Genomic DNA, 14,498 nt, shown 5'->3' with positions numbered 1-14,498 from the left:
GCAGATGCCCGTGATCGCCGAGGCCCCCGACACCGCGCGCGAGCCGGCCGACGACCCGTTGGCCGGCGGAGCCGACGTCTGGCTGCTCGCCGAGGAGGACGTGGAGGAGTTCGCCGCCGCGACCGGCGGCCTCGACCTGCTCACCGAGGAGGAACGCGCCCGGCACGACCGGCTGCTCTTCCCCGCCGCCCGCACCCGCTTCCTGGGCGCCCGGCTGCTCTCCCGCGAGGTGCTGTCGCAGTACGCCGACGTGGCACCGGAGGAATGGCGGTTCGACAAGGGCCGGTTCGGCCGGCCCAGCGTCCACGGCGCCGACTGGGGGCTCGACTTCAACCTCACCCACACCAACGGACTGATCGCCGCGATCGTCGTCCGCGGCCGTACCGCCGGAGTCGACGCCGAGAACACGCCGGCCAGGCCCGAGGCCGTCCGGTTCGCGCCGAAGGTCTTCACGCCGCTGGAGCAGGAGGTGCTGCGCCGCGACCGCGAGGACCAGCGGGGGCACGCCTTCGCGGACTCCTGGGTGGCCAAGGAGGCGTACACCAAGGCCACCGGCATGGGCATGGCGCGCGGCTTCGACGCCTTCTCGGTGCACCGGCTGCGCGGCGGCGGGCTGGCCGTGGTGGACGAGGAAATCCCTGAACCCGAACGGCCGTTGTGGCAGATCCAGGTGCTCCAGGTGTGGGACCGGTTCGCGCTCGGCATCGCCATCCGGGCCAGCGAGAACGACGCCGGGCCGATCCCCGTACGACTGCGGTCCGCCATGGCCGAGCTGCTGCCGGCCGGCTCCCGGAGCGGCCCGCGATGAACCGTTGTGCTGTCCACTCCTGGCATGACCGCTACCTGCCGCCGTCATCCGTATCCGGCCACCGTGTCCGGTGTGTTGCATGGAAGCCGGATCCCGCCGCAGCGCGGGCGGTCGCAGACGGAGGACGAGCGATGCCGGCGATGGGGAACGCGGAGCTGCTCGCGGGCTGTGCCCGGGGCGAGGCGGAGGCGTGGGACGAGACGGTCGACCGGTTCGGCCGGCTGGTCTGGTCGGTGGCGCGAAGCCACCGGGTCAGCCGGGTCGACGCCGAGGACGTGCGGCAGGTCACCTGGTTCCGGCTGATGCAGAACGCCGACCGCATCCGCGACCCGGACCGGCTGGGGGACTGGCTGGCCACCGTGGCCCGCCGCGAGGCCATCAAGGCGGCCACCCGCGACCGGCGCCTGGTGATGGTCGGCGACAGCGCGACGCTCGAACACTTCCTGGACCACCACGAGAGCCCCGAACAGATCACCCTGCGCGCCGACCGCGGCCAGGAGGTGCTGCGCGCCATCGACAGCCTCTCCGACCAGTGCCGCGAACTGCTCTTACGGGCCCTCCAGGACCCGCCCGCCTCCTACCAGGAGATCGCCGCCGCCCTGTCCATGCCCCTCGGCTCGGTCGGCCCCATCCGTACCCGCTGCCTGCGCAGACTGCGCCGCGCCCTGGACCGGGACGGCGCGGTGCCGGTGCCCTCGGCCGACGACTGCACACGTTGCCCGGCCCGCGCCTCCGCCGCGCCGACCCGGGAGGCCACCCACACGCCGGCGCCCACCGCCACGTCCGCCGCGGCGCACGGGGCGGCGGACGCGGGGCGGGCCGGGGCCGTACGCGCGCCGGGACCCATGTCCGGCACCCTGCCCGATCGCGCTTCCGCCGTCCCGCCGGCGCGCGGCCCCTCCGTCCGCTCCGCGGCGGCGCCCACCGGGTCCTCCGGCGCGGCTCCCGCCCCCGTCCGGGCCCCCGAGACCCCCCACCCCCCAACCCCCGCACGCACGCCTGACGGAACCGAGGTGCCCAGGTGACCACCCTCGCCGAAACCGCGACCCAGCTGGTCAGCCGGGAGATCATCACCGGTGAGCCGCTCGGGACCGTCGAGCTGTGCACGCCCGACCACGTGGCGTCGGCCGGCCGGCGGGCCGGGGCCGCCGCGCCCGCGTGGGCGGCCACGCCCGCCGAGGAGCGGGCCGCGATCGTCGAGCGGGCCGCCGAGCTGCTGGTCGAACGGGCGCCCCAGGTACAGGAGTTGCTCGTCCGGGAGGGCGGCGCGATCCCCGGCAAGGCGTTCTTCGAGGTCTACCAGTCCGCGCAGGAGCTGCGCCACGGCGCCTCCCTCGCCCGCCACCCCGGCTTCCCGCACCCGCCCGCCGACGACCCGACGCGAGCCTCCGAGGTGACCCGCGTCCCGCTGGGCGTGGTCGGGGTGATCGTGCCCTGGAACTTCCCGCTGCTGCTCGCGGCCCGCTCGATCGGCCCGGCGCTCGCCCTCGGCAACGCCGTCCTGCTCAAGCCCGACCCGCACACCCCGCTCAGCGGTGGCCGGATCCTCGCCGAAGTGTTCGCCGACGCGGGGCTGCCGCCGGACGTCCTGGAGGTCGTGCACGGCGACGCGGAGACCGGCGCGGCACTGGTCCAGGCGCCCGATGTGGTGATGGTGTCCTTCACCGGCTCGACCGAGGTGGGCCGCGAGGTCGGCGCCGCCTGCGGCCGGCTGCTCAAGCGGGTCGTGCTCGAACTCGGCGGCCAGAACGCCTTCGTGGTCCTCGACGACGTGGACGTGGAGGCGGCCGCGGCGGCCGGCGCCTGGGGTTCCTTCCTGCACCAGGGCCAGATCTGCATGTCCGCCCGGCGCCACCTCGTCCACCACTCGATCGCCGACGCCTACACCGAGGCGCTCGCCCGGCACGCGGACGCCCTGCGCATCGGCGACCCGCACCGCTCCGACGCCCAGATCGGCCCGATGATCGACCGGAGCCAACTCACCACCGTTGCCAACGCCGTTGAGCAGGCCGTCGCCCAGGGCGCCCGGCTGGTCACCGGCGGACGGCCGCTGCCCCCGTACTACCCGCCGACCGTACTGGCCGACGTCACCGAGCAGTTGGACGTCTTCCACACCGAGGTCTTCGGACCCGTCGCCACCGTCACGCCCTTCGCCGACGACAACGACGCCGTCCGTCTCGCCAACACCTCCGACCACGGACTGACCGCGGCCGTCTACACCGCCGACACCGCGCGCGGCGAGGCGATCGCCGACCGGCTGCGCACCGGTGTCGTGCACGTCGGCGACCAGACCGTCGTCCAGGACGCCGCCCTGCCCTTCGCCGGCGTCGGCGCCTCCGGCAACGGCTCCGGCTTCGGCGGCCGGGCCGCCCTGGAGGCGTTCACCCGCTGGCGGACCCGCACGACCAGCACACCGCCCCGCACGTACCCCTTCTGAGGAGTCCCCGTGGCAGTCGAGGTCCAGCGTGTGCCCCAGGTGGCCGATCCACCCGAGGGCACCGTCGTCTTCCTGATCGGCATGCGCGTCAACAGCCTCTGGAAGGTGCACCGTTGGGTGCCCTCCTTCCTCGCGATGATCCGCATGCTGACCGAGCTGCACCGGCAGCGGGAGTACGGCTTCCTCGCCGCCAGGACCTGGCTCGCGCGCACGGTCGTCGTCGTCCAGTACTGGCGGTCCATGGACGAGCTGATGGCGTACGCGCACAACCTCGACGCCGAACACCGGCCCGCCTGGGCCCGCTTCAACCGGGCCGTCGGCGACAACGGAGCGGTCGGCATCTACCACGAGGCGTACGTCGTGAACCCGGCGCGCACCCACACCGTGTACCGCAACATGCCGCCGTTCGGCCTCGGCGCGGCCACCGCGCACCGGCCGCAGCGGTCCGCTCCGGTGCCGTCGGGCGACGGCAGTTGAGAGGAAGGGAGCCCCCGTGTCGATCCCACAGATGCCACAGATTCCGCAGACTCCGCAGGGCACGCAGCTGCCACCGGTGCCGCAGAGTCCGCAGAGCCCCTCGCCCGTACGGGCCACGCAGCAGGACGTGCAGTGGCGCAGGTGCGCCTCCTGCGGGTCCTTCATCTACGGCAAGCGCCTGGACCGCAACCTCAAGGTGTGCCCCGAGTGCGGCTTCCACTTCCGCATCCCGCCGGACGTCCGCATCGGACAGCTCGCCGACCCAGGCAGCTTCGAGGCGTTCCCCGACACCTACGCGCCGCGCGACCTGCTCGGCTTCACCGACTCCAAGCCCTACCCGGACCGGCTGCGGGACGCCCAGGCGCGCACCGGCCGGCAGGACGCGATCCTCACCGGCCGGATGACCGTGCGCGGACGGCCGGTCGTCGTGGCCGTCCTCGACTTCACGTTCATGGGCGGCAGCATGGGCGGGGTGGTCGGCGAGGCCGTCGCCGCCGCGGCCCGGCACGCGCTGGACCGGCGGCTGCCGCTGCTGCTGATCGCCGCCTCCGGCGGGGCCCGTATGCAGGAGGGCGCGCTGTCGCTGATGCAGATGGCCAAGACCGCCCAGTGGGTCGCCGCGCTGCGCGAGGCCCGGCTGCCCGTCATCAACCTCAACACCGACCCGACCTTCGGCGGCGTCAGCGCCTCCTTCGCGATGCTCGGCGACGTGATCCTGGCCGAACCCGGCGCGCTCATCGGCTTCGCCGGACCCCAGGTCATCCGCAACACCATCCGCCAGGAGCTGCCGCCCGGCTTCCAGAGCGCCGAGTTCCTGCTGGAGCACGGGATGATCGACGCCGTCGTGCCGCGCGAGAACCAGCGCGAGCAACTGGCCCGCCTGCTTGCCCTGTTGGGCCCGTCGCTGCCCCAACTCCCGGACGCGGGCGGCTCCGAGGCGATCCGCACCACGCCGGTGCCGTCCACGCGCACCACCCGCGAGACGGTGTCGCTGGCCCGGGACATCGGGCGGCCCACCGCCCTGGAGTACTTCGGGTACGTCTTCGACGACTTCGTCTCCCTGCACGGCGACCGCGCCTTCGGCGACGACCACGCGCTGGTCGGCGGGGTCGCCCGGTTCGGCGGGCAGAGCCTGGTCGTCCTCGGGCACCAGAAGGGCCACGACACCGCCGAGTTGGTGCGCAGCAACTTCGGCATGCCCAATCCCGAGGGCTACCGCAAGGCGCTGCGGCTGATGCGCTTCGCCGACCGGTTCGGGCTGCCGGTGGTCAACTTCATCGACACACCGGGCGCGTTCCCCGGCATCGAGGCCGAACAGCGCGGCCAGAGCGTCGCCATCGCCGACTGCATCCTCGAACTGTCCCGGCTGCGCGTCCCCGTGGTCTCCGTGGTCACCGGCGAGGGCGGCAGCGGCGGCGCCCTCGCTCTCGGCGTCGCCGACACCGTGCTGATCCTGGAGAACGCCTACTACTCGGTGATCAGCCCCGAGGGCTGCTCCACGATCCTCTTCGGCACCGCCGAACACGCCGACCGCGCCGCCGACGCGCTGCGCCTGACCGCTTCCGAGCTGCTCCGGCTGGGCGTGGTCGACGGCGTCGTACCGGAACCGCCCGACGGCGCCCACACCGCCCCGCACACCACCGCCCTGACGGTGAAGAGCGCCCTGGCGCGGGCCCTCGCCCCCCTGCTCGACCTCGACGGCGAACAACTCGTCGCAGCCCGACGGAGGCGGTACGACCGCTTCGGGGATCCGCAACTGCAGCCCGTAGTGGACTGGGAGACGCACGATGAGCACTGAGCTGAACACCACGGCCGAGGACGCCGCCGACCTGACGGTGGAGCAGCTGCGGGCCCAGACCCGCCTGCTCGCCGGTGAACTCCCCGGCACCCTGCGGCGGATCACGCTGCGGGCCGGTTCCCTGAGCGTGGACGTGGAGTGGGACAACGCCCCGGTGGCGCCGGTCGCAGCGGTCGCTCCCGTCGCACCGGCCGCGTCGGCGGCCCCGCCCGCGCAGGCCGCCCCGGCGGAGGCGCAGCAGCCGCCCGCCGGCGTCGTCCAGGTCACCGCCCCTCTCGTCGGCACCTACTACCAGGCCCCCTCCCCGGGCGCCGACCCCTTCGTCCAGGTCGGCGACACCGTCGAGGCCGGACAGCAACTCGCCGTCATCGAGGCCATGAAGCTGCTCAACTCCATCACCGCCGAGGTCCGGGGTGTCGTCCACGCCATCCACGTCCAGGACGGCGAGGTCGTCGAGTACGACCAGCCCCTGATCGACCTCGTCCCGGCCGGCTGAGGCGGATCCCCATGTTCGAGAAGGTGCTCATCGCCAACCGCGGCGAGATCGCGCTGCGGATCATCCGGACCTGCCGCGACCTGGGCGTGCGGACGGTCGCCGTGTACTCCACCCCGGACGCCGACGCCCGGTTCGTGAAGGCCGCCGACGAGTCCGTGCACATCGGGCCCGGCGCGCCCAGCCGCAGCTACCTCAACATCCCCAACATCATCGGCGCCGCCCTCAGGACCGGCGCCGACGCCGTCCACCCCGGCTACGGATTCCTCTCCGAGGACCCCTACTTCGCCGAGATCTGTGCCGACGCCGGCGTCACCTTCATCGGCCCGCCGCCGGACGTCATGGAGAACGTCGGCGACAAGGCCACGGCCCGCCGGCTGATGACGGAGGCCGGACTCCCGCTGCTGCCCGGCACCACCGAGCCCGTCGACTCCGCCGACAGCGCCGAGCAGATCGCCCGGGGGATCGGCTACCCGGTGATCATCAAGGCGGCGGCGGGCGGCGGTGGACGCGGCATCACCGTCGTCCACCGCCCGGACGACCTGCGGGACGCCTACGCCCGCACCAGGGCCGGTGCCCAGGCCGTGTTCAAGAACAGCGCGGTCTACATCGAGCGCTACCTCACCCGCACCCGGCACATCGAGATCCAGGTGCTGTGCGACGACTTCGGCGGCGCGATCCACCTGGGCGAACGCGACTGCTCGGTGCAGCGCCGGCACCAGAAACTGGTCGAGGAGTCGCCGGGCCCGGACATCTCGCCCGAGCTGCGCGAGCGGCTCGGTGCCGCCGCCGTCGCCGGGGCCAGGGCCGTCGGCTACCGGGGCGCCGGCACCGTGGAGTTCCTGCTGGAGACGGACCCGGCCGCGGCCGACACCTTCTGGTTCATGGAGATGAACGCCCGTATCCAGGTGGAGCATCCGGTCACCGAACTCGTCACCGGCGTCGACATCGTCAGCGAGCAGTTACGGGTGGCCTCCGGCGCCCCGCTCTCCGTCAAGCAGGAGGACGTGGTGGTGCGCGGCCACGCCATCGAGTGCCGCATCAACGCCGAGGACCCCGATCGCGATTTCGCGCCCACCCCTGGTCTGCTGGAGAACTACCGCGTGCCCGGCGGCCCTTGGGTCCGCGTCGACACCGACTACGTGCCCGGCTCCCGGGTGAGCCCCTACTACGACTCGATGATCGGCAAGCTGATCGTCTGGGGCCCCGACCGGGCCACCGCCCTGGACCGCGCGCAACGCGCCCTCGCCGAATTCGATGTGAAGGGTCCCGGGGTGCACACGACCATTCCGCTGCACCAGCAGATACTGAGTCATCCGGAATTCAACCGAACAGGTGTGACCACCGATTTCCTGGAGCGGAATTTCTCCCTTTAAAAGGGCTCCCGCGGTGACCCGCATAGAAAATAGTGATCGGCCCGTTCTGGAATTCCGCTTGGAATAGGCTGTACGTATCCCCTGGTGATTCGAAGAGTGAAGGGTATGTCTGAATACCCGATTACGACCCCGATGCCGGAACGCTCCCTGCGCGTCGTGGTCTCCAGCGTCTCGTCCGACGCGCACATGTGGAACCTGGTCTACCTCCAGCTGCTCCTCGAAGAGGCGGGGCACGAGGTCACCAATCTCGGCGTATGCCCGCCGGACGCGACCGTGATGGACGCCTGCCGCGGTGCCGACCGGCCCGACCTCGTCGTCCTCAGCACCGTGAACGGGCACGGCCACCTCGACGGACTCCGGCTGATCCGGGCGATCCGCCGAGATGCCGAACTCGCCCTGCTGCCCGTCGTGATCGGCGGCAAGCTCGGCGTGCGCGGCGGCGACGACGGGTTCGGCGAGCGCCTGCTGGACGCCGGGTTCAACGCGGTGTTCAACGAGTCCGAGGCCCCGGTCGCCCGGATGCTCGCCGACTTCGGCGCCTTCCTGCGGACGCTGGCCGGGAACCTCGCGCCCAGGGAGCCCGCGGCCCTGGCCGAGGCACGGTGATGCCACGGTTCGCCGACTTCGTGCGCACCGCGGCGGGGGCGGGCGTGCTCGTCGTCCAGCCCCGGATGGGCTTCGGCCCGCTCGAGCGCATGCGGGCCGGGCTCACCGCCGTACGCGACTGCCGGGCCTCCACCGTCGGCACCGTGACCCTCGACAGCTACACCCGCGTCGGGGACTTCGACTCCGCGCGCCGCGCCCTGCGCGCCGGCGACGAACTCAACGGCTTCCCGCTGGAGGCCCACGGGGTGGGCGCCGTACGGGAGTTGCTCGACGACGTGAGCTCCCGGAACTTCCCGGTCCAGGTCCGCCACGGCTCACCGCTGCCGCTGAGCCTGTTCCGCATCATGGTCGCCGCCGGCGTCGACGCCACCGAGGGCGGCCCGGTCTCCTACTGCCTGCCCTACGGCCGGGTCCCGCTGCCGGAGGCCACCGACAACTGGGCCCGCTGCTGCGAACTCGCCGCCGCCGCACCCGATCCCATGCACCTGGAGACCTTCGGCGGCTGCATGCTCGGCCAACTCTGCCCGCCCTCCCTGCTGGTGGCGCTCAGCGTCCTGGAAGGGATGTTCTTCCGCGAGCACGGACTGCGCTCGGTCTCCCTCAGCTACGCCCAACAGGTCCACCTCGGCCAGGACCTGGAGGCCCTCGCGGCCCTGCGCTCGCTGGCCGCCGAGTACCTCGGCGACATCGACTGGCACGTCACGCTCTACACGTACATGGGCGTCTTCCCGCGCACCCCCGTCGGCTCCTTCCGGCTCCTGGAGGACAGCGTGCGGCTCGCCGTGCACAGCCGTACCGAGCGGCTCATCGTCAAGACGCCCGCCGAGGCCCGGCGCATCCCCGCGGTCGAGGAGAACGTGGAGGCACTGGAGTTCGCCGCGGCCGTCGGCGCCAAGGAGGCCGCCGACTGCGTGCGGTCCCACTGCCCGCCGACCGCCGAGACCGGCCTGCTGGCGGAGACCAGGACGCTGCTGGCGGCCACCCTCGAACTGGGCCACAGCGTCGGCTCCGCCCTCGTCGCCGCCTTCGCCCGGGGCGTCCTGGACGTGCCCTACTGCCTGCACCGCGACAACGCGGGCGAGTCCAGGGCCGTCATCGACGAACGCGGCATGCTGGCCTGGTCACGCGCCGGCGGCATGCCTGTCCGGGTGCCGCGCACCGACTCCCTGGCCGCGGCCCCCCTCACGGCGGCCCGGCTGACCCGGATGCTGTCCCACAACGAACGCCGCTACGACCGCGAGGACTTCGCGGGCTCCCTGCTGCGGAGCGTGGCGTGAACGGCCCGGCGCCGCTGTCGCCGCCGACCCCGACGGGCAAGATCGTGCCGCCCGGGAACCCGTTCGTCGACACCCTCGCCGAGGTCCGCGCCCGCGGCGCAGTCCGCGCCCTGGTCTCGCGCGGCCAGCCGGGGCTGTCCCTGTGCACCGCCGAGGGCCGCTGGACCGGCCTCGACGCCGACGTGGCCAGGGCGGTCGCGGCCGCCGTGCTCGACGACGCCGAGGCCGTCGACTGGCGCCCCGCCGACTCCGCCGCCCGGCTGACCCGGCTCGCCGCCGGAGAGGCCGACGTGACGGTGTGCAACGTCAGTTGGACCATGGGCCGCGAGGCCGCGCACGGCCTCCTGTTCGCCGGGGTCACCTGCTACGACGGCGAGGGCTTCCTCGTACCGGCCCACTCCGGCATCGAGGACCCGGCGGACCTCGCCGGACAGCGCCTGGCCGTGCACGCCGGCTCGACCACCCCCGACAACCTCGCCGAGTGGTACCGGCCGCGCGGCCTCACGGTCACCCCGGTCGTCTTCGGCGACCCGCAGGAGGCCCTGCACGCCTACGCGGTCGGCGACTGCGCCGCGTACGTCCTCGACAAGGTCGCGCTGGCCGGCGCCCGCCGCACCCTGCCCGACCCCGAGGCGCACCGCATCCTCCCGGCGGAGATCTCCCGCGAACCGATGGCCGCCGTCGTGCGCGACGACGACCCGCGCTGGTTCCGCGTCTGCCGCTGGGTCCTCCAACTCCTGTTCGCCGCCGAGTACGAGACCCACCGCGACGGCTTCCCCGGCCGCGCCGCCGTCGCCCGCCAGGCCGGCCGGCACGGCCCCGCGGCAGGGCTCGACGAGGCCTGGGCCGCCCGGGTCCTGGACGCCGTCGGCAGCTACGCCGAGCTGTACGAGCGCAACCTCGGCCACTCCTCGGGGCTCGACGTCCCCCGAGGACCCAACGAGCTGTGGACCAGGGGCGGTCTGCACTACGCCGTCCCCCTGCACTGACCCCGACCCGCGACCGGAGACGAGGTACCGACCGTGACCACTCCCACCAACCGACAGCAGACCAGAGGGGCGTTGGAGTTAACCGCCGCGATGGTCCTGTCGGGCACCTTGGGCGTCTTCGTCCTGGAGTCGGGCCAGCCGAGCTTCAACGTGGTCTTCTTCCGCTGCGTCTTCGGCGCCCTCGCCCTCGGCGCGTACTGTCTGGCCCGCGGCCTGTTCAAGACGCACAACTTCACCCGCCGCACCTTCGCGCTCGCGGTGCTCGGCGGGGTGTGCATCGTCTTCAACTGGGTGCTGCTGTTCAGCGCGTACAGCAAGACGTCCATCTCGGTGGCCACCGTCGTCTACCACACCCAGCCGTTCTACGTCGTGCTCCTTGGCCTGATCCTGTTCAAGGAGCGCCTCGACCGCCACCAGGCCGGCTGGATCCTGCTCGCCTTCGCCGGTGTGGTCCTGGTCGCCGACCTCGGCTCGGCCACCGGCGCCAACGGAGGAACGTATCTCCTGGGCGTCGGCCAGGCCCTGCTCGCCGCGCTGCTCTACGCCTTCGCCACCGTCATCGCCAAGCACCTGACGTCGATCCGCCCCGAGATCACCGCCTTCACCCAGGCGTCCGTCGGCATCCCGCTGCTGCTGCCGTTCACCGCGCTCGGCCGCACCGCCGGACTCGGCGCCGACTGGGCCTGGCTGGTCGGACTCGGCGTGATCCACACCTGTCTGCTGTACATCCTGCTCTACGCCTCGTACCAGAAGCTGCCCACCGCGAGGATCGCGGTGCTGTCCTTCGTCTACCCGGCCGTGGCGATCCTCGTCGACTTCACGGTCTACGGGCACCACATCTCGCTGCTCCAGGCCCTGGGCATCCCGCTGATCGTCCTGGCGGGCCTCGGCGTGAACCTCGGCTGGCACCTGCTGCCGGCCTTCGGGCGACGCCCCTCCCGGGACGACACCTCGCCTGCCGCGCTCACCCGGATCGGAGAACCCCGATGACTTACGTCAGCGACCCCGCGGCCCCGCGGATCGCGATCGCCGGCGCCACCGGCGCCGTAGGCAACACCCTGATCGAGCTGATCAACTCGCGCGGACTGCGCCACCGCGGCGTCCGGCTCGCCGCCTCCGCCCGCTCGGCAGGACGCACCGTCGAGGTCGACGGCCGTGCCCAAGTGGTCGAGGACCTCGACGGGTTCGACTTCTCGGACGTCGACCTGGCGTTCTTCTCCGCGGGCACCTCCGTCAGCGAGAAGTGGGCCCGGCCCGCCGCCGCGCAGGGCGCCCTGGTCATCGACAACACCAACGCCTTCCGCATGGACCCGGACACCCCGCTGGTCGTGCCCCAGGTCAACGCCGACGTGCTGCTCGCCGGACGCCCGGCGAGCGGGATCATCGCCAACCCGAACTGCTCGACCATCCCGCTGGTCCGGCTGCTCCAGACCGTCGAACAGCGCTGGGGCATCCGCCAGGTCGTCGTCAGCACCTACCAGGCGGCCTCCGGGCAGGGCCAGCACGGCATCGCGGAACTGCGCGAGGGCAGCGCCCTCGCGCTCAGCGACCCCGACGCCGAACTCCCCGCCGACCGCTTCAAGCCGGCGCTCGCCTTCAACGTCGTGCCGTTCATCGACAAGCTGCTGGACACCGGGTTCACCATGGAGGAGCAGAAGATGCTCCAGGAGTCCCGCAAGATCCTCGGCCTGCCGCACCTCGACGTCACCACCACCTGCGTCCGCGTGCCCGTGGTCAACTCCCACTCCGAGGCGGTCTGGGTCGAGGCCACCGAGCCCGTCGACCGCGCCGAACTCGTCGCGCGCCTCGCCGAGTTGCCCGAGGTCACCGTCCACGACAAGGACACCCCGGGCGGCTTCCCGACCCCGCGCACCGCGGGCGAGCCCGACCACGTGCACGTCGGCCGCATCCGGGTCGCCCCGCACAATCCGCGCGGCTTCTGGCTCTGGCTGGTCGCCGACAACGTGCGGATCGGGGCCGCCCTGAACGCCGTCCAGATCGCCGAGTACGTCCTCGACCGGGGGTTGCTGTGAGCGACACCGCCATTCTCAAGTTCGGCGGCTCCACCTTCCGTTCGCACTCCTCCTACGACGACCTCGCGGCCGGCCTGGAACGCCGGCTGGACACCGAGGGACGCCGGCTGGCCGTCGTGGTCAGCGCCATGTCGGGGGAGACCGAGCAACTGCGCGGCCGGCTGCACGACGTCAACGTGCATCCCGAGGACGCCACGTCGGCCGGCATGCTCGCCACCGCCGACCTGATCAGCGCCCATCTGCTGGCCACCGCCCTGCACCGCAGGGGCCGCAGCGCCACCGTGCTCGCCGGCCACCAGGTCGGACTGACCACCAACTCCGCGTTCCTGTGGGCCCGGGTGATCGAGACCGACCCCGGACCGCTGACCCGCTCCCTCCAGGAGTACGAGGTCGTCGTCGTGCCCGGCGGACAGGCCGTGGACGCCCAGCGGCGGCCCACCTGGCTGGGCAAGAACAGCTCCGACCTGTCCGCGATCGCCGTCGCGCGCGCCGCGGGCGGCGGCGCCTGCGAGATCCACTCCGACGTCGACGGCATCTACACCTCCGACCCGCACCTGGTGCGCGGGGCGCGGATGCTGCCGCACGTCTCCTTCAACATGGCCGCGCTGATGTCCCTGTACGGCGCCAAGGTGCTGCACCGGCGCGCGGTCCAACTCGCCCTGCGGCACAACATCGAGATCGTCTGCCGCTACAACCGCGCCCCCTTCGCCCAGGGCACGACGATCAGCCGGGAGGGCAACCAGCTCACCGCCATCGTCTTCAACCAGCGCTCGGTGGTGCTCGGTTACGACTCCGACGACGCCGCCGACATCGCGCACGGCCTCTTCCACGCGGCCGGCATCGACACCGTGCGGCTCACCGAGAAACCGTGGGTCGCGGTGGTCGGCGGGTTCGTCGACCTGGAGGAGGTGCAGCGCCGCCAGAACCTCAAACCCGGTACGTACGTGGGGGTTCCGGTGGCCGAGATCCGCGGCTCCAAGGTCGTCACCCACATCGCCGGGGACGGCGAGGACGCCCTGCACCTGGCCCAGCGACTGCACGACACCATCGACCTGCCGAGCGCGGGCCCCGCGGCCCCGCAGCCGCAACTCGCCGGAGTGTGACGCCTTGACCTTCGCCGACCTCGCGCTGACCGATCCCGTCCGCGACGCCCTCGGCGCCCGGCTGCGCCCGCTGCCCGACCCGGCGGCGGACGTCGACCGCGCGCTGACCCGCTACCACCAGGCCTTCGCGGACCTGCCCACGCCCCTGCTGCAACAGATCATCGACTTCGGCCGGCACAACGACGCGCCCGGTCTGATGCTGGTCCGCAATCTGCCCAGAGACGCGGAGCTGCCGCCGACCCCGGTCGACGGCGGACCCGCGCAGGGCCGCACCAGCTTCGTCGCCGAGGGAGTGCTGCTCGGCCTCACCGGACTGCTCGGGGAACCGATCGGCGTCCTGACCGAGAAGGACGGCCGGATCGTCCACGACGTCGTCCCCGTCCCCCAGGGAGCGCACGCCCAGACCAACCAGGGCTCCGCGGTCTTCCTCAACTTCCACAGCGACATCACCTACGACGCCATCGGCCGCTACGACCTCGCCAACCCCGACTTCCTGGTGCTCAACTGTCTGCGCGGCGCACCCGACGGCGACGCCGTCACGTACTACGCGGACGCCCGGGCGATCTGCGCGGCGCTGCCCGACAACGTCGTCGACACGCTGCGCAGCCCGCTGTTCCGGCTGAACGCGCCCGGCAGTTACACCCGGGACGTCGCCGAGGGCGACGAGGTGCTCTCCGAACCGGTGCCGATCCTCAGCGGCGCGGCCCGGTTCCCGGAGATCGCCGTCTCCGCCAACGGCACGCGCCCGCTCACGCGCGGCGCGACGGCGGCCCTGGAGGCGCTGCGCCAGGCCTGCCGGGTGGCCGCCGACGAGGTCCGGCTCAGCCCGGGCCAGGCCCTGCTCATCAACAACCGCAAGGGCGTGCACGCCCGTTCCGTGTTCCAGGCGCGTTACGACGGCCGGGACCGCTGGCTCCAGCGGACCTACATCCGGCGCAACCTGTGGAGCGTGCGCTACCGCGCGACCCCGGAGGACCGGCGCGTGCACTACTGAGCCCCCGAGATGACGTTGTCGAATGCGTGGACGGCTGCCAGGACTTCGGGGCGGCGTCGGTGTCCTAGGGTGGAAAAGGCACACCCACGCGCCCGCCGCGATCGGGC

14 protein-coding genes are annotated in these 14,498 nt (G+C 72.7%); all 14 read left to right on the top strand.

Annotated features, from left to right (window positions below; all coding sequences use genetic code 11):
* Positions 1-4: 4 nt before the first annotated feature.
* The 14 genes from ACWD5F_RS21980 to ACWD5F_RS21915 all read left to right on the top strand — a co-directional run bounded on the left by ACWD5F_RS21980 (position 5) and on the right by ACWD5F_RS21915 (position 14,391).
* Positions 5-808, top strand: coding sequence for a 4'-phosphopantetheinyl transferase family protein (locus ACWD5F_RS21980; RefSeq protein ID WP_451256484.1), 804 nt, complete (start codon positions 5-7; stop codon positions 806-808).
* 131 nt (positions 809-939) lie between these two features.
* Positions 940-1,833, top strand: coding sequence for a sigma-70 family RNA polymerase sigma factor (locus tag ACWD5F_RS21975; RefSeq protein WP_451256482.1), 894 nt, complete (start codon positions 940-942; stop codon positions 1,831-1,833).
* Complete coding sequence (locus ACWD5F_RS21970) at positions 1,830-3,245, top strand: aldehyde dehydrogenase family protein (protein WP_451256480.1); 1,416 nt, start codon at positions 1,830-1,832, stop codon at positions 3,243-3,245. The genes ACWD5F_RS21975 and ACWD5F_RS21970 overlap by 4 nt, the downstream gene beginning before the upstream one ends.
* 9 nt (positions 3,246-3,254) lie before the next feature.
* Entirely contained in the window at positions 3,255-3,722 is a 468-nt protein-coding gene (locus ACWD5F_RS21965) for a DUF4188 domain-containing protein (protein ID WP_451256478.1), read from the top strand.
* A 16-nt stretch (positions 3,723-3,738) separates the two neighbouring features.
* Positions 3,739-5,520 carry an acetyl-CoA carboxylase carboxyltransferase subunit alpha gene (locus tag ACWD5F_RS21960; RefSeq protein WP_451256476.1) on the top strand — a complete coding sequence of 594 codons (1,782 nt, stop codon included), beginning with the start codon at positions 3,739-3,741 and terminating at the stop codon, positions 5,518-5,520.
* The gene (gene accB, locus ACWD5F_RS21955) at positions 5,510-6,016 is read left to right on the top strand and encodes an acetyl-CoA carboxylase biotin carboxyl carrier protein (RefSeq protein WP_451256474.1); all 507 of its coding nucleotides are present in this window, start codon (positions 5,510-5,512) and stop codon (positions 6,014-6,016) included. Before ACWD5F_RS21960 ends, accB begins: the two co-directional genes overlap by 11 nt.
* Before the next feature lie 11 nt (positions 6,017-6,027).
* Complete coding sequence (accC, locus tag ACWD5F_RS21950; protein ID WP_401727623.1) at positions 6,028-7,389, top strand: acetyl-CoA carboxylase biotin carboxylase subunit; 1,362 nt, start codon at positions 6,028-6,030, stop codon at positions 7,387-7,389.
* A gap of 132 nt (positions 7,390-7,521) precedes the next feature.
* Complete coding sequence (locus tag ACWD5F_RS21945) at positions 7,522-7,995, top strand: cobalamin B12-binding domain-containing protein (protein ID WP_451256472.1); 474 nt, start codon at positions 7,522-7,524, stop codon at positions 7,993-7,995.
* Positions 7,995-9,272: a methylaspartate mutase gene (locus tag ACWD5F_RS21940; RefSeq protein WP_451256470.1), complete on the top strand. Its 1,278-nt coding sequence runs from the start codon at positions 7,995-7,997 to the stop codon at positions 9,270-9,272. The genes ACWD5F_RS21945 and ACWD5F_RS21940 overlap by 1 nt, the downstream gene beginning before the upstream one ends.
* A complete protein-coding gene (locus ACWD5F_RS21935; protein ID WP_451256468.1) occupies positions 9,269-10,261 on the top strand; it encodes a transporter substrate-binding domain-containing protein in 993 nt (330 codons plus the stop codon). The genes ACWD5F_RS21940 and ACWD5F_RS21935 overlap by 4 nt, the downstream gene beginning before the upstream one ends.
* A gap of 72 nt (positions 10,262-10,333) precedes the next feature.
* Positions 10,334-11,251: a DMT family transporter gene (locus ACWD5F_RS21930; protein ID WP_451256466.1), complete on the top strand. Its 918-nt coding sequence runs from the start codon at positions 10,334-10,336 to the stop codon at positions 11,249-11,251.
* Positions 11,248-12,294, top strand: coding sequence for an aspartate-semialdehyde dehydrogenase (locus ACWD5F_RS21925; RefSeq protein ID WP_451256464.1), 1,047 nt, complete (start codon positions 11,248-11,250; stop codon positions 12,292-12,294). Before ACWD5F_RS21930 ends, ACWD5F_RS21925 begins: the two co-directional genes overlap by 4 nt.
* Positions 12,291-13,397: an amino acid kinase family protein gene (locus tag ACWD5F_RS21920; protein ID WP_451256462.1), complete on the top strand. Its 1,107-nt coding sequence runs from the start codon at positions 12,291-12,293 to the stop codon at positions 13,395-13,397. Before ACWD5F_RS21925 ends, ACWD5F_RS21920 begins: the two co-directional genes overlap by 4 nt.
* A gap of 4 nt (positions 13,398-13,401) precedes the next feature.
* Positions 13,402-14,391: a TauD/TfdA family dioxygenase gene (locus ACWD5F_RS21915; protein ID WP_451256460.1), complete on the top strand. Its 990-nt coding sequence runs from the start codon at positions 13,402-13,404 to the stop codon at positions 14,389-14,391.
* Positions 14,392-14,498 lie beyond the last annotated feature (107 nt).

It is taken from the genome of Streptomyces sp. NPDC002499, from assembly GCF_053595415.1.
The sequence above is the reverse complement of the archived record's forward strand: the minus strand, read 5'-3'. Positions and strand labels throughout refer to the sequence as shown.